The organism is Pseudomonas palmensis (genome assembly GCF_049942755.1).
GTDB lineage: Bacteria > Pseudomonadota > Gammaproteobacteria > Pseudomonadales > Pseudomonadaceae > Aquipseudomonas > Aquipseudomonas palmensis.
The window spans coordinates 2,127,235-2,145,457 of the sequence record NZ_CP187958.1 but is presented as its reverse complement, the minus strand read 5'-3'; the positions used below and the strand labels follow the sequence as shown (position 1 = coordinate 2,145,457).

General features: G+C 64.3%; 17 protein-coding genes and 1 pseudogene. 13 read left to right on the top strand and 5 right to left on the bottom strand.

What is annotated here, in order from left to right; all coding sequences use genetic code 11:
• Positions 1 to 15: 15 nt before the first annotated feature.
• On the bottom strand, positions 16 to 648 hold the full coding sequence (gene yihA, locus ACPRTJ_RS09765; RefSeq protein WP_054916024.1) for a ribosome biogenesis GTP-binding protein YihA/YsxC: 633 nt from the start codon (positions 646 to 648) through the stop codon (positions 16 to 18).
• 267 nt (positions 649 to 915) lie between these two features.
• On the opposite strand from yihA, the pseudogene ACPRTJ_RS09760 reads away from it, so the two are divergent.
• The 7 genes and pseudogenes from ACPRTJ_RS09760 to ACPRTJ_RS09730 form a co-directional block, all read left to right on the top strand.
• Positions 916 to 1,002: pseudogene (locus tag ACPRTJ_RS09760) on the top strand (cytochrome C); the annotation flags it as partial.
• A gap of 63 nt (positions 1,003 to 1,065) precedes the next feature.
• On the top strand, positions 1,066 to 1,683 hold the full coding sequence (locus ACPRTJ_RS09755; protein WP_043862299.1) for a c-type cytochrome: 618 nt from the start codon (positions 1,066 to 1,068) through the stop codon (positions 1,681 to 1,683).
• A gap of 165 nt (positions 1,684 to 1,848) precedes the next feature.
• Positions 1,849 to 2,481 (top strand): thiol:disulfide interchange protein DsbA, encoded by a 633-nt coding sequence (gene dsbA / locus ACPRTJ_RS09750; RefSeq protein ID WP_043862300.1) that lies wholly within the window; start codon positions 1,849 to 1,851, stop codon positions 2,479 to 2,481.
• Positions 2,482 to 2,492: 11 nt separating this feature from the next.
• Positions 2,493 to 3,347, top strand: coding sequence for an endonuclease/exonuclease/phosphatase family protein (locus ACPRTJ_RS09745; protein WP_426428716.1), 855 nt, complete (start codon positions 2,493 to 2,495; stop codon positions 3,345 to 3,347).
• A gap of 23 nt (positions 3,348 to 3,370) precedes the next feature.
• A complete protein-coding gene (locus ACPRTJ_RS09740; protein WP_058542000.1) occupies positions 3,371 to 5,305 on the top strand; it encodes a GGDEF domain-containing protein in 1,935 nt (644 codons plus the stop codon).
• A gap of 64 nt (positions 5,306 to 5,369) precedes the next feature.
• A complete protein-coding gene (locus ACPRTJ_RS09735) occupies positions 5,370 to 6,146 on the top strand; it encodes an N-acetylmuramoyl-L-alanine amidase (protein ID WP_043862303.1) in 777 nt (258 codons plus the stop codon).
• Between the two features lie 75 nt (positions 6,147 to 6,221).
• Positions 6,222 to 7,841 (top strand): EAL domain-containing protein, encoded by a 1,620-nt coding sequence (locus ACPRTJ_RS09730; RefSeq protein ID WP_426428714.1) that lies wholly within the window; start codon positions 6,222 to 6,224, stop codon positions 7,839 to 7,841.
• Positions 7,842 to 7,883: 42 nt separating this feature from the next.
• On the opposite strand, the gene ACPRTJ_RS09725 is transcribed toward ACPRTJ_RS09730, so the two are convergent.
• Both ACPRTJ_RS09725 and algB read right to left on the bottom strand, forming a co-directional pair.
• Entirely contained in the window at positions 7,884 to 9,659 is a 1,776-nt protein-coding gene (locus ACPRTJ_RS09725; RefSeq protein ID WP_173925029.1) for a KinB sensor domain-containing domain, read from the bottom strand.
• Positions 9,660 to 9,667: 8 nt separating this feature from the next.
• On the bottom strand, positions 9,668 to 11,014 hold the full coding sequence (gene algB / locus ACPRTJ_RS09720; RefSeq protein WP_043862306.1) for a sigma-54-dependent response regulator transcription factor AlgB: 1,347 nt from the start codon (positions 11,012 to 11,014) through the stop codon (positions 9,668 to 9,670).
• 207 nt (positions 11,015 to 11,221) lie between these two features.
• Between algB and ACPRTJ_RS09715 the strand changes: the two genes are divergently transcribed.
• From ACPRTJ_RS09715 to ACPRTJ_RS09690, 6 genes are all read left to right on the top strand, one after another.
• Positions 11,222 to 12,055: a BON domain-containing protein gene (locus ACPRTJ_RS09715; RefSeq protein ID WP_043862307.1), complete on the top strand. Its 834-nt coding sequence runs from the start codon at positions 11,222 to 11,224 to the stop codon at positions 12,053 to 12,055.
• A 173-nt stretch (positions 12,056 to 12,228) separates the two neighbouring features.
• Entirely contained in the window at positions 12,229 to 12,510 is a 282-nt protein-coding gene (locus ACPRTJ_RS09710; protein WP_043862308.1) for a hypothetical protein, read from the top strand.
• A 57-nt stretch (positions 12,511 to 12,567) separates the two neighbouring features.
• Complete coding sequence (locus tag ACPRTJ_RS09705; protein WP_009401691.1) at positions 12,568 to 12,732, top strand: DUF1328 domain-containing protein; 165 nt, start codon at positions 12,568 to 12,570, stop codon at positions 12,730 to 12,732.
• A 2-nt stretch (positions 12,733 to 12,734) separates the two neighbouring features.
• Positions 12,735 to 13,205, top strand: a complete 471-nt coding sequence (locus ACPRTJ_RS09700; protein WP_058542001.1) for an inhibitor of vertebrate lysozyme family protein — start codon at positions 12,735 to 12,737, stop codon at positions 13,203 to 13,205.
• Positions 13,206 to 13,933: 728 nt separating this feature from the next.
• Positions 13,934 to 15,265: a glutamate/aspartate:proton symporter GltP gene (gltP, locus tag ACPRTJ_RS09695; protein ID WP_054916020.1), complete on the top strand. Its 1,332-nt coding sequence runs from the start codon at positions 13,934 to 13,936 to the stop codon at positions 15,263 to 15,265.
• A 202-nt stretch (positions 15,266 to 15,467) separates the two neighbouring features.
• Positions 15,468 to 16,697 carry a nucleoside recognition domain-containing protein gene (locus ACPRTJ_RS09690; protein ID WP_043862311.1) on the top strand — a complete coding sequence of 410 codons (1,230 nt, stop codon included), beginning with the start codon at positions 15,468 to 15,470 and terminating at the stop codon, positions 16,695 to 16,697.
• Here ACPRTJ_RS09690 and ACPRTJ_RS09685 read toward each other — a convergent pair.
• Both ACPRTJ_RS09685 and ACPRTJ_RS09680 read right to left on the bottom strand, forming a co-directional pair.
• Complete coding sequence (locus ACPRTJ_RS09685; RefSeq protein ID WP_078481270.1) at positions 16,679 to 17,287, bottom strand: ABC-type transport auxiliary lipoprotein family protein; 609 nt, start codon at positions 17,285 to 17,287, stop codon at positions 16,679 to 16,681. The genes ACPRTJ_RS09690 and ACPRTJ_RS09685 overlap by 19 nt on opposite strands.
• Entirely contained in the window at positions 17,284 to 18,222 is a 939-nt protein-coding gene (locus tag ACPRTJ_RS09680) for an MlaD family protein (RefSeq protein WP_043862313.1), read from the bottom strand. Before ACPRTJ_RS09680 ends, ACPRTJ_RS09685 begins: the two co-directional genes overlap by 4 nt.
• Position 18,223: the final 1 nt, after the last annotated feature.

Here is an 18,223-nt window from a genome sequence, read left to right as displayed (position 1 = left end):
TTTGCCGGGCAGCCCTTATTCTGCGGGCTTGTCCGGCAGTTGCAGCCAGCGAGCCAGTACCGTGTAGGCCTCTTCCAGCCCCTGGCGCTTGGGCGCCGAGAACAGCTGGATGGTCACGCTGTCGCCCCACCCCTTGCGGATTTCGGCCTGTACCTTGAGCAGCGTGCCCTTGGCCGCGCCGAAGGTCAGCTTGTCGGCTTTGGTCAGCAGGATGTGCATCGGCATGCCGCTGGCCACGGCCCAGTCGAGCATCATCTTGTCGAAGTCGGTCATGGGATGGCGCACGTCCATCATCAGGATCAGGCCCTTGAGGCTCTCCCGGCTGCCCAGGTAGGCCTCCAGGTGGCGCTGCCAGTGCTGCTTGAGCGGGATCGGCACCTTTGCATAACCGTAGCCCGGCAGGTCGACCAGACGCCGATCGTCGTCCAGACTGAAGAAATTCAACAGCTGGGTACGCCCCGGGGTTTTCGAGGTGCGCGCCAGGCTCGCGTGGGTCAGGGTGTTGAGGGCGCTGGACTTGCCGGCGTTGGAGCGGCCGGCAAAGGCCACTTCGAAACCTTCGTCGTCCGGGCACTGGTCGACTTTGGCGGCACTGAGGGCGAATTTGGCCTGCTGGCAGAGTCCGAGGATGGGGTTTTTGACTTGCATGGTATTTCCGATTGGGCGTTGCTCGAGGGGGTCTCGGCAAGCGGTGTCGTTTCCGTTTCAGGCACGGGAGTATATAATGCCCCAGTTTTTGTGTGCGCATTATCCCAGCGTAGGAGGATGTGCACGGGAGCTGCTTGACCAAGCTTGCGCAGTAGACGCAGTGCAGCCCCAACCCTGAAAGGGTCGTATTCGGCGCTCAGGCTACACAGGATCCCTACAGCGTGGAAGTCACGCCTGACATAAGGGACCGCAGAGGCTGTCGAAGCAGCTCCCCAGGGTTTCAAGGCTATGCCGCCGCGTGGTTTGTGCATGGACTGCAGTAACGAGGACGATCAGGCCACCCTGACCGGGTGAGTCAACAAGACAGGTTGCCTCGATACATAACTCTTTCACCCTTAGCCGTAGTTGGATTAGCTGATGAACAAACTATTCGTGAGTCTGCTGTTGACCTTAGGCATCACCGGGGCTGCCAACGCTGCCGGCAATATCGTTGGGGATGCTGCTGCCGGTCAGGCAAAAACCGCTGTATGTGGCGCGTGTCACAACCCCGACGGCAACAGCATGGCGCCGAATTTCCCGAAACTGGCCGGCCAGGGCGAGAAATACCTGGAGAAGCAACTGCACGACATCAAGTCGGGCAAACGTACCGTGCTGGAAATGACCGGCATGCTGGCCGCGTTCAACGATCAGGACCTGGCCGATATCGCGGCCTATTTCGCCAGCCAGAAAGGCAGCGTGGGCGCCGCCGACCCGGCGCTGGTCGAGCGTGGTCGCGCACTGTTCAACGGCGGTGATCTGGAAAAAGGCCTGCCGGCCTGCACCGGTTGCCACTCGCCCAACGGCGCGGGCATTGCCGCCGCCGGCTTCCCGCACCTGGGTGGTCAGCACGCGAGCTACGTGGCCAAGCAGCTGACGGACTTCCGTGAAGGCAACCGCACCAACGATGGCGATGCCACCACCATGCGCACCATCGCCAGCAAGCTGAGCAACAAGGACATCGACGCGTTGTCCAGCTACATCCAGGGCCTGCACTGAGCCCCGGTTTAACGCTGGGTTAATACAGCGGCGCAAAAATGAAAAGGGTGGCCCGGGCCACCCTTTTTTGTGCCCGCTGCCGTTACACTAACGAACTCGGGCCTGCCCCGGCCTGTCTGAACCCAGGTCGCGACGAGGCGACACATCACTGCTCAGGAGTAACGCATGCGTAATCTGATTCTCGGCGCCGCGCTGGTCGCCGCCAGCGCCTTCGGTATGACGGTCCAGGCCGCAGACCCTGTGATCGCCGGCAAGGAATATGTCGAGCTGAGCAACCCGGTACCGGTGTCCCAGCCTGGCAAGATCGAAGTGGTCGAGCTGTTCTGGTATGGCTGCCCGCATTGCTACAGCTTTGAACCGACGATCAACCCGTGGGTCGAAAAGCTGCCCGACGACGTGAACTTCAAGCGTATTCCCGCCATGTTCGGCGGCCCATGGGACGCCCACGGGCAGATGTTCCTGACCCTGGAAGCCATGGGCGTGGAGCACAAGGTGCATGCGGCCGTGTTCGATGCCATCCAGAACCAGCGCAAGCACCTGACCAAGCCTGAAGAGATGGCCGACTTCCTGGCCACCCAGGGTGTGGACAAGGACAAGTTCCTGGCCACCTTCAACTCGTTCGCCATCAAGGGACAGGTCAACCAGGCCAAGGAACTTGCCAAGCAGTACAACATCAAGGGCGTTCCGAGCATGGTCGTCAACGGCAAGTACACCTTCGACCTGGGCACCGCAGGTGGCCCGAACGGCGTACTGAACGTTGCTGACCAACTGATTGCCAAGGAACGCGCCGCCAAATAAGAGGCGAAACTATGCGCCGCTGGAAATCCGAGCGCCTCGTCGGCCTGAACGAACCGCAGGTCAACGAGCACCATATCGATGCAAGTGGTCTACCGTCCGACGGTCGCTTGCGTCTGCTCAGCTTCAACATCCAGGTAGGCATCAGCACCGAGCGTTACCGGCACTACCTGACCCGCAGCTGGCAGCACCTGCTGCCGCACATGGGGCGTGCCGGCAACCTGCAGAAGATCGGCAACCTGCTGGGCGACTTCGACCTGGTGGCCCTGCAGGAAGCCGACGGCGGCAGCCTGCGCTCGGGCTACGTCAACCAGGTTGAACACCTGGCGCAACTGGGTGCTTTCCCCTACTGGTACCAGCAGCTCAACCGCAACCTCGGGCGCCTGGGCCAGCACAGCAACGGCGTGCTCAGCCGCCTCAAGCCGCAACTGCTCGAAGACCACCCGCTGCCCGGCCCGGCCGGCCGCGGTGCGATCCTGGTGCGGTTCGGTGAAGGCGAGGATGCGCTGGTGGTGGTGATGATGCACCTGGCGCTTGGCGCGCGAACCCGCGCCCTGCAGCTGGGCTACATCCGCGAGCTGATCGGCGGCTATCGTCACCAGGTGCTGATGGGCGACATGAACACCCATGCCACCGACCTGCTGCAGCACTCCCCGCTGCGCGACCTGGGCCTGATTGCGCCGCAGGTCGAAGCGACCTTCCCCAGCTGGCGACCACAGCGTTGCCTTGATCATATTCTGCTCAGCCCGAGCCTCACCCTGGAACGGGTCGAGGTGCTGTCCCAGCCGATATCCGACCATCTCCCCGTGGCGGTCGAGATTCGTTTGCCTGATGCCCTGACTGTCGATACCCTTCCGGCCTTGCGTTAGTCCCCTTATCTGCGGACCTTGGCATGACCGACGAAGCTCAACGCTGGAAAGAAAAATACCTCAAGAGCATCGAGCAGCAGGAAAAGCTCGAACGCCGGTGGGACGCCCGTCTCGACCTGCTGCGTCGCGGCCTGGTGCGCAGCACCCTGGCGGCCGAAGGCAGTGACCGCGCGGTAGACCAGTGCATGAAGGAAATGCGCGAGGTCATCCGTACCGACAACATGGACGCCGCCCTGGCCGGGTTGATCCCGCGCCTGGAAAAGGCCGTGCTCGATTCCGAGCAGCGCCGTGAAACCCGGATCGCCCAGGTAGGCACCGCGCTCAACGCGCTGGTGGCCCAGTTGCAGAAGCTGCCGTTGCCCAGCGAGGTCAGCCGACCGCTGAAGAAATTTGCCAAGCAGCTGGATGCGCGGGCCAGCCAGTCACGCGAGATGCCGTTGCTGCTGAGCGAGCTCAGTGGCTTGCAGGGCAAGGCGCTGGCGGTGCTGGAGCACCCAGAAGAAGCGAGCAAGCCGGGGTTTCTGCAGCGCTTGTTTGGCGGGCGTGAAGAAGAGACGCAGGTCGCTCAACCCGAGGCGCAGGCCCTGGAGCCGGTGGCGCAAGCAGTGGTCGAACCTGTGCATGAGCAGCCTGCGCCGGCTGCGGCGGATGTGGATGAACTGCAGCCGTTGCCCGAGCCCCAAGCCTTGGTCGACACAGAGGACGCCGAGGCTGCTGCGCAGCCCATCGCCGGCAATGCCGGCTCCTACACTGTAGGCGCCAGCCTTGCTGGCGAAGAGGCCCCAGCGCTCACACCGCCACCCACGCCTGCCCCGGTGCTGACCGAGCACGCGGACGCTGTCGAAGTCGATGGGGCACCCGAACCCACCCCCGAAGAACTCCTCTACGCCCTCCCCGACGGCACCGAGCCTTCCTATAGCTCCGTCGCCACCCATATCGAGCAGACCCTGCTCGGTTTGCTCGACGATCTGACCCTGCCCGAACGCCACAAGCCCCAGGCCCTGGCGGTGCGTCAGCGCCTGGAGCACGGGCTGAACTGGTACGAGCTGCTGCCGGTGCTGGATGACCTGGCGGTACTGATGCTGGCCATCACCGACAGCGGCCAGCATGAATTCGAAGCCTACCTGCAACAGCTCAACGAGCGCCTCGAGACGTTCCAGAGCCACCTGCAGGAGGCCAGCGAAGGGCATGCCGACAACAGCTCCGTCGCCCGCGACCTCAATACCCAGCTGCGCGAACAGGTCGACGGCCTGCAAAGCAGCGTGCAGGGCGCTGCCGACCTCGACAGTCTCAAGCACATCCTCGAGAACCGCCTCGAGGGCCTGCTCGGCACCATGGACGAGCACCAGCATCAGCGTGACCTGCGCGAGCAGGAACTGGCCAGCCGCCTGCAAGGCCTGGCCGAGCGGGTCGCGAGTATGGAGCAGGAAGCCCTGGGCTACCGCGAGCACCTTGAAGAACAGCGCCAGAAGGCCCTGATCGACCCGCTCACCGGCTTGCCCAACCGCGCCGCCTGGGCCGAGCGCCTGGAGCAGGAAATGCTCGCCTGGCAGGAAAACGGCGGCCACCTGCTGATGGCCATGCTCGACCTCGACCACTTCAAGCGCATCAACGACAGCTACGGCCACCAGGCCGGCGACAAGGTGCTCAAGATCGTTGCCAACGAGCTGCGCAAGCGTCTGCGCAGCCGCGATTTCATCGCCCGCTTCGGCGGCGAGGAGTTCGTCCTGCTGGTGCCGCAGACCGCGCTGGGTAGCGGTATCGAGCTGGCCGAGACGCTGCGCGGCGCCATCGAAGCCTGCCCGTTCCACTTCAAGGGCGAACGGGTGACCATCACCCTGTCCATCGGCATCACCGCGTTCCGCTCCGGCGAGCGCAGCGACGCAGTGCTCAAGCGCGCCGACGAGGCGCTGTACCGCGCCAAGCACCTGGGTCGCAACCGCGTCGAACAGGGGTGAACGGGTTTGCGCAGGATACGTTATGCTATTGCATTACCGACTGCCCAGGCCCTGCCCCATTTCCATGAAAGCCTTCCTTACCGCGCTTGTGATGCTGACATTGGCCGGTTGCGCCACCGGCCTGAAGATCGACCGTAGCCACCCCTCGGTCAACCAGGACAACCGCATCCAGTTCGTGGTGCTGCATTACACCAATGCCAACCTCGAGCGCTCGCTGGCCCTGCTGACCCACGGTGAGGTCAGCAGCCATTACCTGATCGGCGACAACCCGGCAACCATCTATCAGCTGGTGGATGAAAGTCGTCGCGCCTGGCATGCCGGCGACAGCCAGTGGGAGGGCCGGACCTGGCTCAACTCCACTTCCATCGGCATCGAGATCGTCAACCCGGGCTTCACCGACACCCCCACCGGGCGCGTGTGGCACCCCTACAGCGAGGCGCAGATCCAGGCGCTGATCGTACTGCTCAAGGACATCGTGCAGCGCAACGGCATCCAGCCGCGACACATCATCGGCCACAGCGACATCGCGCCCCTGCGCAAGCTCGACCCGGGCCCGATGTTCCCCTGGAAACGCCTGGCCGACGCCGGCCTTGGCGTCTGGCCCAACGCTCAGGCGGTGGCGCAGCAGCGCGCGCGCTTTGACGTCAACCCGCCAAGCATCACCTGGTACCAGCAGCAACTGGCGCGCTTTGGCTACGCCATCGAGCAGACCGGCGAGCTGGACGTGAGCACCCGGCATGTACTGGCAGCGTTCCAGATGCGCTTTCGGCCACAGCTGTTCGACGGCCAGCCGGATGCCCAGACTGCCGCGATTCTGCAGGTGCTGAACAGCCAGCGCTGAGCGGTACCGCCCAACGGGCAGGCTGATTCGTCCGGCAGTTGCTATACCTCATGGTATTCAACGGGATGATTCTTGATGTCGCCTGCCCTTGCCACGTTGCGTCGCCTCCTCTATCGACCCTGGCTGCTGGCCACGCTTGCGGCCACGGCGAGTGCAACCCTGTTGCTGCTGGCCAGCCTCGGCGTGGCCATGCACCAGGTGCAGCAGCGCGAAAGCGCGCAGATGAACGCCAAGGGCGAGCGCTTTCTCGAACGCCTGGAGCAGATCTTCGGCCAACTGCGCGAAAGCGTCGACGCCCTTCAGGCACAGCCCCTGCGCGGGTGCAGCAGTGCGATGCAGGCAGCCTTGCAGCAGGTGACCTTCGACAACCGCTTCGTGTTCGAGGCCACTTACCTCGACGGCACGCAGTCGTGCTCCAACCGGCTGGGCAGCAGCAACTTCGACCCGCTGCGGGCACCGGACATCCAGGGCCCCACCTACAGCTACTGGCTCAATACCACCACCGAACCCGACGACAACCGCGCCGCACTGGTGCTGGGGCGTGGGCACTTTCGCGTGTCGACGTCGCGCGGGCACCTGACCGACGTGGTCGACCTGCCGCCCGGTGGCAGCCTGCTGGTGGTGCTCGACCACGGCGCGCGTGCCGTGCCGGTCCTGGGCCCGGAGCAGCCTTGGCCGCCCGGCGACCAGTGGCCGCCACCGCCCAGGGTGGACCTGATGGAACTGCCCGATCGCCTGGTATACCGCATGCCCACCAAATCGCCTGACTACCAGCTGGTGCTGATCACCCCGCGCGAAAGCCTGTCGCTGAAGGTGAACGGCGTGCTCTGGCTGCTGTTCCCCGGCAGCCTGCTGTTGGCCTGGTGCATCGGCTGGCTGGTGCTGCAGCTGGTGCGCCAGAGCCGTTCGATGAGCTCGGAGCTGCAGGGCGCGCTGCGCCGTGGCGAAATGCAGGTGCTGTATCAGCCGATCTTCGAGCTGGCCAGCCGGCGCTGCGTGGGGGCCGAGGCCCTGGTGCGCTGGCGTCGCCCCGACGGCACGCTGACCAGCCCCGACCTGTTCATCCCGCTGGCGGAGAACACCGGGCAGATCCGCCAGATCACCGACTTCGTGCTGCAGCGTGTGCTCGAACAGCTGGGCCAGCTGCTGCGCGCCAACCGCCAGTTGTATATCTCGGTGAACCTGGCGGCGTGCGATGTGATGGTGCCGCGCATCGGCCGGGTGGCGGCGCACCTGCTGGCCTTGCACCATGTGTCGGCCAGCCAGATCGCCTTCGAGGTCACCGAGCGCGGGCTGATCGACGTGGTGGTGGCGCGGGACAACCTGCAGGCCTTGCGGGCGGTGGGGCACCAGGTGCTGATCGACGACTTCGGTACCGGCTATTGCAGCCTGGCCTACCTGCAGACCTTGCCGGTGGACTGCCTGAAGATCGACAAGGCGTTCATCGATGCCCTGGGGCACGACGCGGCCAGCAGCGGCGTGGCCCCGCACATCATCCGCATGGCCCACGCCCTGCAGTTGCGGGTGATCGCCGAGGGTATCGAGTACGAGGACCAGGCGTTGCTGCTCAACAGCGAGGGGGTCAACTATGGCCAGGGCTGGTTGTTCGCGCACCCGCTCAGTGCGCGCCAGTTCGTCGAGCTGGTGACCCGGGGGCGGCGGCTGGGGCCGCGGCGGATCGATGACGAGGCGTAGCGCCCCTTCGCCAGCAAGGCTGGCGCCTGCAGGCGAAGGCGGTTACACCGGCAGCGCCATGTAGAACTGCGTGCCCTGCCCTGGCCGTGAGTACACGCCCATGCGCCCGCCATGCAACTGCACGATCTCCTTGCACAGTGCCAGGCCCAGCCCGGCACCGCCTTTCTTGCGTCCAACCTGCACGAAGGGCTCGAAAATCCGCCCCTGCTGGCCATAGGCAATGCCTTCGCCATTGTCCTCGATACTGATGATCACCCGTTCGGCATGCCGCCGGGCATTGAGGCGGATACTGCCCGCCACCGGCGTATGGCGGATGGCATTGTCCAGCAGGTTGTCCAGCACCCGGTCCAGTTGCGCCGGGTCGGCCTGGATGCGCGGCAGTGGCGCGGCAAGCTCCACGCGCAACTCGATCTGCTTGTCGGCCAGCGCCGTTGCGAAGCGCTCGCGGGCCCGCGACAGCAACTCGTCGATCGCGCAGGGTTGCAGTTCGAGCTTCTGCAAGCCGCTCTGGTAGCGCGAAAAGTTGAGCAGGTCGTTGATCAGCTGGGTCAGCCGCTGCATCTCCTCGCCAATGGTGTCGAACAGGTCCGCCTCGCGGCTCTCGGCTGGAAACGTCAGGCGCTCGCGCAACAGGCCGAAGGCCATGTGCATGCCGGTCACCGGGGTGCGCAACTCGTGGGAGGCGCGCAGCACGAACTCGCTGCGCACCCGTTCGAAGGCGCGCTGCTCGGTGACGTCGTGCAGCACCATCACCGCGCCCAGGATCTGCCCCTGTGGATGGCACACCGGGGTCAGGCTGTAGGCCAGCAGGCGGGTTTCTTCATCTATTTCCAGGCTCAGGTCGTCCGGCACGCGGTCCAGGCTGCCGCCACGCAATATCAGGCGCAGTTGGTCGTCCAGCTCCGGGCGTTGCAGCGCCTTGCCCAGGCCCTGGCCCAGGCGGCTGGCGTCCCAGCCCAGCTGGCGCTGGGCCACCGGGTTGAGGTGTTCCAGATGGCCTTCGCGGTCGATGATCAGCAGGCCGTCGTCGATGCTGTCGAGCACCGCCTGCAGGCGCTGCTGGCCGGCCAGCAGTTCGTCGACATTGGTGGCCTGATGCTTGCGCAGTGCCTCGGCCATCAGCCCGAAACGGCGGGTGAGCTGGTTGATCTCCACGGCTGGGGTTACCGGCAGGGTGACCTCGAAATTGCCCTGGCCGATCTGGTCGGCGGCCTTGGCCAGCGCCTCGATCGGCTGGCCGAAGCGGCGTGCGATGCCGTGGGCAGTGATGAAACCCAGCACCAGCACGGCAAGCCCGAGCAGGCCCAGCATGCTGGAGACCAGCAGGGCACGTTCGCGGGCCTTCTGTTCACTGTGGTTGATATGCGCCAGGGCCTGCTTGTGCGAGTCGATCAGGTCGGTGCGCAACTGGTTGAAGGCTTCGCCCAGGGGTTGGTCCGGGCCCAGGTTGCGGCTGGGCTCGGGGCTGTCGCGAAAGGCCTTGAGGAAGGCCTGGTAATCACGGTTGGCGGTACTGAAACCCGCAAACCCCTCGGCCTGGCGTTCATGGCTCAGGCCCTCGTCGAGCAGTTGCTGAAACTTGTCCTGCAGCGGTTGCAGCGCCTGCACCTCGCTGTCCGGGTCCAGCAGCAGGGACAGCTGTTCACCCAGGTTCTGACGCAGCTTCAGGCCCAGGTCGAGGATGTAGGAGTTGTCGCTGATCAGCTTCTGCTGCGAGCTGGCCATCTGCTGCACGCTGACCAGGCCCAGAATCAGGCCCAGCAGGGCCACGGTGATCAGCGCCGAGATGCTGAGAAAAAGCCGCGTGCGCAGCTTCATCGCCAGCTTCACAGGTTGTACTGCTTGCGCTTGCGGTACAGCGTCGAGGCATCGATGCCCAGTGTCTTGGCGGCCTGGTCAAGGGTGTCGCTGGTGGCCAGCACCGCACCGATGTGCGCGCGCTCCAGCTCGTCGAGGCTCAATGCCGCCCCCACCCGCGGCGCGTTGCTGGTGGGTTGTTCGGCCATGCCCAGGTGGCTGACCTCGACCCGCTCCTGCGGGCAGATGATGCTCGCCCGTTCGATCACGTTGCGCAGCTCGCGAATGTTGCCCGGCCAGCGGTAGTTGAGCAGCGCGGCGCGGGCCTCGTCGCTGAAACCGCGTGCGGGGCGCGCGTATTCCTTGACGAAGCGCGCCAGGAAGCGGTCGGCCAGGGTCAGGATGTCTTCGCTGCGTTCGCGCAGCGGCGGCAGATGCAGGGTAATCACGTTCAGACGGTACAGCAGGTCTTCGCGAAAACGCCCGTCGCGCACCATGTCCTCCAGGTTGAGGTTGGTGGCTGCCAGAATCCGCACGTCGGCGCGGCGCGTGACCGGGTCGCCGACCCGCTCGTATTCCTTGTCCTGGATGAAGCGCAGCAGCTTGGGTTGCAGGGTCAGCGGGAAGTCGCCGATCTCGTCGAGAAACAGCGTGCCGCCGTCGGCCTGGTTGACCCGGCCCAGGGTGCTTTCGCTGGCCCCGGTAAATGCCCCGCGACTATGGCCGAACAGCTCGCTTTCCATCAGTTCGGCCGTCAGCGACGGGCAGTTGATGGTCACGCAGGCCTTGCGCGAGCGTTTGCTCCAGCCATGAATGGCGCGTGCCAGCTCGCCTTTACCGGTACCGGACTCGCCAAGGATCAGAATGTTGGCGTCGGTGTTGGCCACCTGGCGCGCGGTTTCGAGTACCACCATCATGGCCGGGCTGTGGGAATCCAGGCCGTCCTTGGGTTTGCGCACTTCCCCTTCCAGGGCCTCCAGACGCGCCGAGAGCTGGCGCACCTCCAGTTGTTTGGCAGTGGCCAGGCGCAGCTGGTCGGGGCTGCACGGTTTGACCAGGTAATCGGCGGCGCCGGCCTGGATCGCATCGACTGCGGTGTCGACCGCCGAATGCGCGGTCACTATGACCACGCGCATCCACGGCGCCTGGATACGCATCTGCGCCAGTACGTCCAGGCCGTTGTCCTCGCCCAGGCGCAGGTCCAGAAAGCACAGGTCGAACACCTGGCGCTGCAACAGGGTTTCGGCCTGGGCGGCGCTGTTGGCCGTGGCCACGCTGTAGCCTTCATCTTCCAGGCAATAGCGGAAGGTACGCAGGATTGCGGACTCGTCGTCTACCAGCAGAATGCGGCCCTGATGTTCCGTGGCAGATTCCATTTTCCTACGCTCCTTTAAGAATGTTCTTGGTTAGTCTCGGAAAAATCGGGCAAGTTGCATGGTCGATTCTGATTGATTCCGCGCCCTGCATGCTAGCTCCCTGCTGCGAATATGACTAACTCATTGAAAATAATGAGTTTGTTTATTTTTTGAGCACTGGCACAACGATTGCGATGATGTTCCTTCTGACCAACAGGAGGCTTCATCATGCGTGCAATACGCCCGTTGGCAGTTCTGACTGCCGCACTTCTGCTCACCCCGCTGGGTGTCACCAGCGCCTCGGCGGCCGAACCCGGCCTGCAGCAGGCCCGTCAGGAAGGCGCCTTGCAGACCGCCCTGGCGCTCAACCGACTGCTCAACCCGTTCAAGATCGAAGTGGCCATCCAGGGTCAGACCGCCCGCCTGCAGGGCGAGGTGGAGAACGAGGTGGAGCGCGAGCTGGCGGCGCAGGTGGCACTGGCCACCGCCGGCATCGAGCAGGTCGACAACCAGTTGCAGGTCAACCCCGAGCTGGTGGATGAAACCCTGCAACGGCGCGCCTATGCCCAGCGCCTGGAGGACGCCACCCTGGGGGCGGTTATCCGCGCCCGCCTGCTGTGGAGCAGCCAGACCCAGGGCCTGCCTATCGAAGTCGACAGCCGGGCCGGGGTGGTCACCCTGCGTGGCCGGGTGACCAGCGCAGAGGCCAAGCAGATGGCCGGCAGCGTGGCGGCCTCTACCGATGGCGTGTACCTGGTCAACAACCTGATCAGCCTGGGCGTGAGCGACCCGGCCCAGGCCCGCGAGCAGGCCGCTGCGGCAGCGGCCGAGGTGCAGAGCGACGCGTGGATCAACGACAAGGTGCAGACCAGCTTCTTATATAGCCGCAACCTGGACGGGCCCAACATCAAGGTGGCGACCCAGGAGGGCGTGGTGCGCCTGTCCGGGGAAGTCATGAGCAACGAGCAGAAGACCATCGCCCAGGAGATTGCCCGCCAGATCCGCGGCGTGCGCGGGGTGGACGCCGACATGCTCAAGGTGGCGATCAAGGTGGAGGGCTGATCGTGCAAATCGCACGAGGCCCTGGGGGGCATCGTGCAGGATGCGTCCTGCAGCTGCCCTCAGTACATACCTAAGATGTTGATTTATAAGCGTTTTATTTGATTTCAAAAGCTGGCATGCAGGCTGCAATGACTCTATCAGTCAATAACAACGATGCAGCAGAGGAGCCCGGCATGAACCTGTTAACCGCCGCCCTAGTGCAGATTTCCCCGCTTCACGTACGCCAGTTGCTGTTTCTCTGCCTGGCGGCGCTTCTGACCCTGGTTGCAGGGCAGATGTACAGCATCTGGCAGTCCAAGCAGATCGCCAACCAGATGTCCGTACAGGCTTATCACGTGGCCCATGTGCAGGCCACGCGTGCTTCGATGCTGGAAGCCAGGACCGCGCCACGTACCCACTCGGTCGATGCGGCCACCGTGGAAACCGTCGTGCCGCAGGAACGCTGGGTGTTCTGACCGAGCAATGCCCCACATCTGACACAACCGCTTTCAAAAACGGTAAGGAGAAACACCATGTTAAGTTGGGCCATCACCTTCCTGATCATCGCCATTGTCGCTGCCGTACTGGGCTTCGGTGGTATCGCCGGCGCCGCTACCGGTATCGCGAAGATTCTCTTCATTGTCTTCCTGGTACTGTTCGTCGCTTCCTTCTTCTTCGGTCGTCGCGGTAGAGGTTGACTATGAAAGGGACGCTCTACAGAGCCCTGGCAGGCGCCCTGATGGTGGGGGCCTGTACAGCGGCGATGGCGGCCAATGACGGCCAGGTCCGGACCAGCCAACTGCTTGGTTCGGACCCCGAGTACCGGGAAACCTGGCAGAAAGTGGTCAAAAAGCAGGAGCGGCTGCCCGATTGGGTCATCAACCTCAGTGGTGCTTCCACCGAGCAGATGACGGCGATCGAGGAAGACGGCGACAAGTATCTGGTCGGCCCCTTGTGCGAGACCGAGCAGAGCTGCGACAGCAGCCGTCTTATCGTGGCCTTCAGCTGGGACAAGGATGAGGCATACGCGCTGTGGGTCCAGGTACCCGCCGGCCTGCCTGCCGACAAGTCACCCAGCCGTCACACCGACAAGCGTTGGTTGGGCGAGCCGAATGACGGCATGAAACAGATGCTCGAAGAGCAGCTGAAGAAAGACCCGAACTACTACTGAGTGTCGCCGGACGCATCAGTATCACCATGGAAGCTGAACCTTTTGCCTGTTCCAGTTTCTATGCTGCGCCCGCTCGAGGAGAGCGGACGCATGACCAGGGGGCCGGGCTGCTCTGATTGCTACAGGATCGGAGGGGCCTAGGGGTACAGGGAGTACCTCCTTCATGGGCCGGGTCAGGGTGGTAAACGGCAACACAGTCGTGGACCGGGGTCGCATGCCGCCAGGGCAGCCCCCGGTCAGACTTGTGCACCCGGCGCAAGCCTGATGCATTTCCCCGCTTGAAAGTGACAGATCGGCCAGACGGCTGACCACCCATCAAAAAAATTCCTGACTTCTTTGACCTGCCAAATGACGTTTTTCACGCATTCGGATTGTCGAACAACGCTGTTTTGCCGGTTTGTGGATACCGCTGTATCGGCCTAATCATGGCGCTTTGGCCTTATTCGGGATTCCGAACGGGCAGGTTTTCTGCCGCTGGGACGTCCGTTTCATGCCAAAAAGATCATGCCGATTCGGCATAGGGTAGTCATTTACGGCATTAGACTCAGTGCGCCTGCATCGGAATAGTTGCGCCTTTTTCGCTGGTCCGAGCGCCCCTTGCGCTCACTTGCGGTGACCTTCTACGGCGCATTGCCTGCACCATGAAAACTCCAGGGAATCGCTTTCAGCGGCTCTAGAATGCAGGTTTCAAGGCAGTGACCGTGTCCACTTGAACAAAGGGTAACGACATGAAGAAGGCAAAACTAAGCCTCGCCTGGCAAATCCTCATCGGTCTGGTATTGGGGATCGCCATCGGGGCGTTGCTGAACCATTTCAGTGCAGAAAAGGCATGGTGGATCAGTAACGTCCTGCAACCGGCAGGTGACATCTTCATTCGCCTGATCAAGATGATCGTCATCCCGATCGTGATTTCGTCGCTGGTCGTGGGTATCGCCGGGGTTGGCGATGCGAAGAAACTTGGCAGTATCGGCCTCAAGACCATCATCTATTTCGAGGTGGTGACCACCATCGCGATCGTGGTCGGCCTGGTGTTGGCCAACCTGTTCCACCCGGGCGCCGGCATCGACATGAGCACCCTGGGCACCGTGGATATCTCCAAGTACCAGGCCACCGCCGCCGAGGTGCAGCATGAGCATGCGTTCATCGAGACCATCCTCAACCTGATCCCGTCGAACATCTTTGCAGCGCTGATGCGTGGCGAGATGCTGCCGATCATCTTCTTCTCGGTGCTGTTCGGCCTGGGCCTGTCGAGCCTGCAGGCAGACATCCGCGACCCGCTGGTGAAAACCTTCCAGGGCGTGTCGGAAGCCATGTTCAAGGTCACCCACATGATCATGAACTACGCCCCGATCGGCGTGTTCGCCCTGATTGCGGTGACCGTGGCCAACTTCGGTTTCGCCTCGCTGCTGCCGCTGGCCAAGCTGGTGCTGCTGGTGTACTTCGCCATCGCCTTCTTCGCCTTCATGGTGCTGGGCCTGATCGCCCGCCTGTTCGGTTTCTCGATCCTGAAGCTGATGCGCATCTTCAAGGACGAGCTGATCCTGGCCTATTCCACCGCCAGCTCCGAGACCGTGCTGCCGCGCGTGATCCAGAAGATGGAAGCCTACGGTTCGCCCAAGGCCATCTGCAGCTTCGTGGTGCCGACCGGCTACTCGTTCAACCTGGACGGTTCGACCCTGTACCAGAGCATCGCGGCGATCTTCATCGCGCAGCTGTACGGCATCGACCTGTCGATCAGCCAGCAACTGCTGCTGGTGCTGACCCTGATGGTCACCTCCAAAGGCATTGCCGGTGTGCCGGGCGTATCGTTCGTGGTGCTGCTGGCGACCCTGGGCAGTGTGGGCATCCCGCTCGAAGGCCTGGCGTTCATCGCCGGTGTCGACCGCATCATGGACATGGCGCGTACCGCCCTGAACGTGATCGGCAACGCCCTGGCGGTACTGGTCATCTCGCGTTGGGAAGGCATGTATGACGATGCCAAGGGCCAGGCGTACTGGAACTCGCTGCCGCACTGGCGCAGCAAGACCCCGGCGCCGGCTGGCGAGACCGCTCAGCACTAAGCTGCTGACGGCCTGAAACACAAGAGCCCCGACCCGTCGGGGCTTTTTGTTGCCTGCCAGAAGCTTCGCCGGCAAGGCCGGCTGCTACAGACGACGCCGAACCTGTAGGAGCCGGCCTTGCCGGCGAATGGGCCGCCGCCGTTTATGGCGTCTGCCTACCCACCCCGCTATCATGCGCTCCAACTTGCAAGGGAAACGACCAATGCTCAACGGCCTCTGGCTCGGCTTTTTCGTGGTGGCCGCCCTCTCCGCACTGGTGCAGTGGCTGGTGGGTGGCAACGCGGGCATCTTCGCCGCCATGGTCGAGAGTATCTTCGCCATGGCCAAGCTTTCGGTCGAAGTCATGGTGCTGCTGTTCGGTACCCTGACCCTGTGGCTGGGCTTTCTGAAGATCGCCGAAAAGGCCGGTATCGTCGACTGGCTGGCCAAGGTACTCGGCCCGCTGTTCCGTCGCCTGATGCCCGAGGTACCGCCCGGCCACCCGGCGCTGGGCCTGATCACCCTGAACTTCGCCGCCAACGGCCTGGGCCTGGACAACGCCGCCACGCCTATCGGCCTCAAGGCCATGCGCGCCCTGCAGGAGCTCAACCCCAGCTCAACCACGGCAAGCAACGCGCAGATCCTGTTCCTGGTGCTCAATGCCTCGTCACTGACCCTGCTGCCGGTGACCATCTTCATGTACCGCGCCCAGCAAGGCGCTATGGACCCGACCCTGGTGTTCCTGCCGATCCTGCTGGCCACCAGCGCCTCGACCCTGGTGGGCCTGCTGTCGGTGGCGGTGATGCAGCGCCTGCGCCTGTGGGACCCGGTGGTGCTCGCCTACATGGTGCCCGGCGCGCTGCTGCTGGGCGGCTTCATGGCGCTGCTGGCGGGCCTGTCGGCCACCGCGCTGGCCACCCTGTCGTCGATCCTGGGCAACCTCACGCTGTTCGGCCTGATCATGCTGTTTCTGCTGATCGGCGCATTCAAGCGGGTGCCGGTGTACGAAACCTTCGTCGAAGGTGCCAAGGAAGGGTTCGACGTAGCCAAGAGCCTGCTGCCCTACCTGGTGGCGATGCTGTGCGCGGTCGGCGTGCTGCGCGCCTCGGGGGCGCTGGAGTTCGGCCTGGACGGCATTCGTCATGTCATCGAATGGCTGGGCTGGGACACGCGTTTCGTCGATGCCCTGCCCACCGCGCTGGTCAAGCCGTTCTCCGGCAGCGCGGCGCGGGCCATGCTGATCGAGACCATGCAGACCCACGGGGTGGACAGCTTCCCGGCACTGGTGGCCGCGACCATCCAGGGCAGCACCGAAACCACCTTCTACGTACTGGCGGTGTATTTCGGCGCCGTGGGTATCCAGCGCGCACGCCACGCCGTGGGCTGCGCGCTGCTGGCCGAGCTGGCCGGGGTGCTGGCGGCCATCGCGGTGTGCTACTGGTTCTTCGCCTGAGCCACGGTCCAGTCCACCAGTTGTGCCATCAGTCGGTCGGTGGCCTGGCCGAAGCCGCCGACCACCGCCGGTACCTGGGTCTGCGCCACCGGCTGGCGTACCTCGAAGCTGTGGCTGGCCAGCACGCGCTGGGTACGCCCCTGCACCAGTCGCGCATCCAGGCGCACCACTACTGCCAGCCCGGCATCGCTGTACTCGCTCTGGAACGCCTGCAGTTCGCCGACGATCTCGTAGTCGGCCTGCAGGTTGGCGTCGTCGGCACTTACCCGCTGTACCCGGCCATCGCGCTGGAAGGCGTCGAGCATGCGGTTGCGCAGCAGTGCCGGCACCGGGTCGGCCCAGCGTGCACCCTTGTAGCTGCTGATCAGGTCGCCTGCCGGCACCACGGCAATGCGCGGTGTGCCGAGGATCTCGCTGGCCAGCGGCTTGTTGATACGCAGGGTCCAGGCCACGGGTGCGGCGTTGCTGCGCACCGGTTGCGCCGCCGGCAGGCGGTACACGTCGGCCGGCTCCGCCTTGGGCAGGATCGAGCAGGCGCTGCTCAGGCTCAGCAGCGCGGCCAGGGCGAGGGTGCGGCAGGGGCGGCTCATGGGGTGAACTCCTTGTTTTTGTCGCGGCCCAGAAGGTAACCGCTGGGGTTGGCCTCCAGGCGCTGGGAGATGCCCTTCAAGGCAGTCAGGGTATCGCGCAGTTCGCGAATCGCCGGGGCCAGTTCGTTGAAGCCCTGGGCGCCGCTGGTGATCGCCTCGCGGTTGTCGGTGAGCAACGCGTCGATGGTGGCGGTGCTGCGCGCCAGCGACTGCATGGCCTGGTCGGCGCTGTTGACGATCTGCTTGCCGTCGCTGCCGAGCAGGCTGTTGGCGTTGCGCATCAGCTGGCTGGTCTGCTCCAGCGCCGCGCCGGCCTGCTTGCCCACCTGGGCCATCTGCTGGATGGCAAGGCGAATGTCGTCGCGCTGCCCGGCGATCGCGCCGGTGGTCTGCTCCAGGTTGGCCAGGGTGGCGCCCAGGCGGGTGGCGTTCTCTTCGGAGAACAGTCGGTTGGCGTTGTGCAGCAGCAGGTTGATGTTGGTCACCAGGTCGCTGCTGTTGTTGAGCAGGCGCGCAATCGGCGATGGCGAGGCGACGATCACCGGCAGCCGGCCGCCCTTGCCTTCCAGCGGCGGGCTCTGCGGGGTGCCGCCGCTGAGCTGGATCAGCGAGGTGCCGGTGACGCCGGTCAGGGTCAGCTTGGCCTGGGTGTCCTGCTTGATCGGGGTCTCGGCGCTCAGGCGGATCTGCGCCAGCACCCGGCGGGGGTCGTTGGGGTCCAGGCGCAGGCTGATCACATCGCCCACCTTGATCCCGCTGTACTGCACCGCACTGCCCTTGGACAGCCCGGTGACGGCCTCGTTGAACACCACCTCGTAGTCCTTGAAGGTGCTGTCGACGCTCGACTTGGCCAGCCACAGGCCGAACAGCATGGCGCCGGCCACCACCAGCACGGTGACCAGCCCGATCAACACATGGTGCGCGCGGGTTTCCATT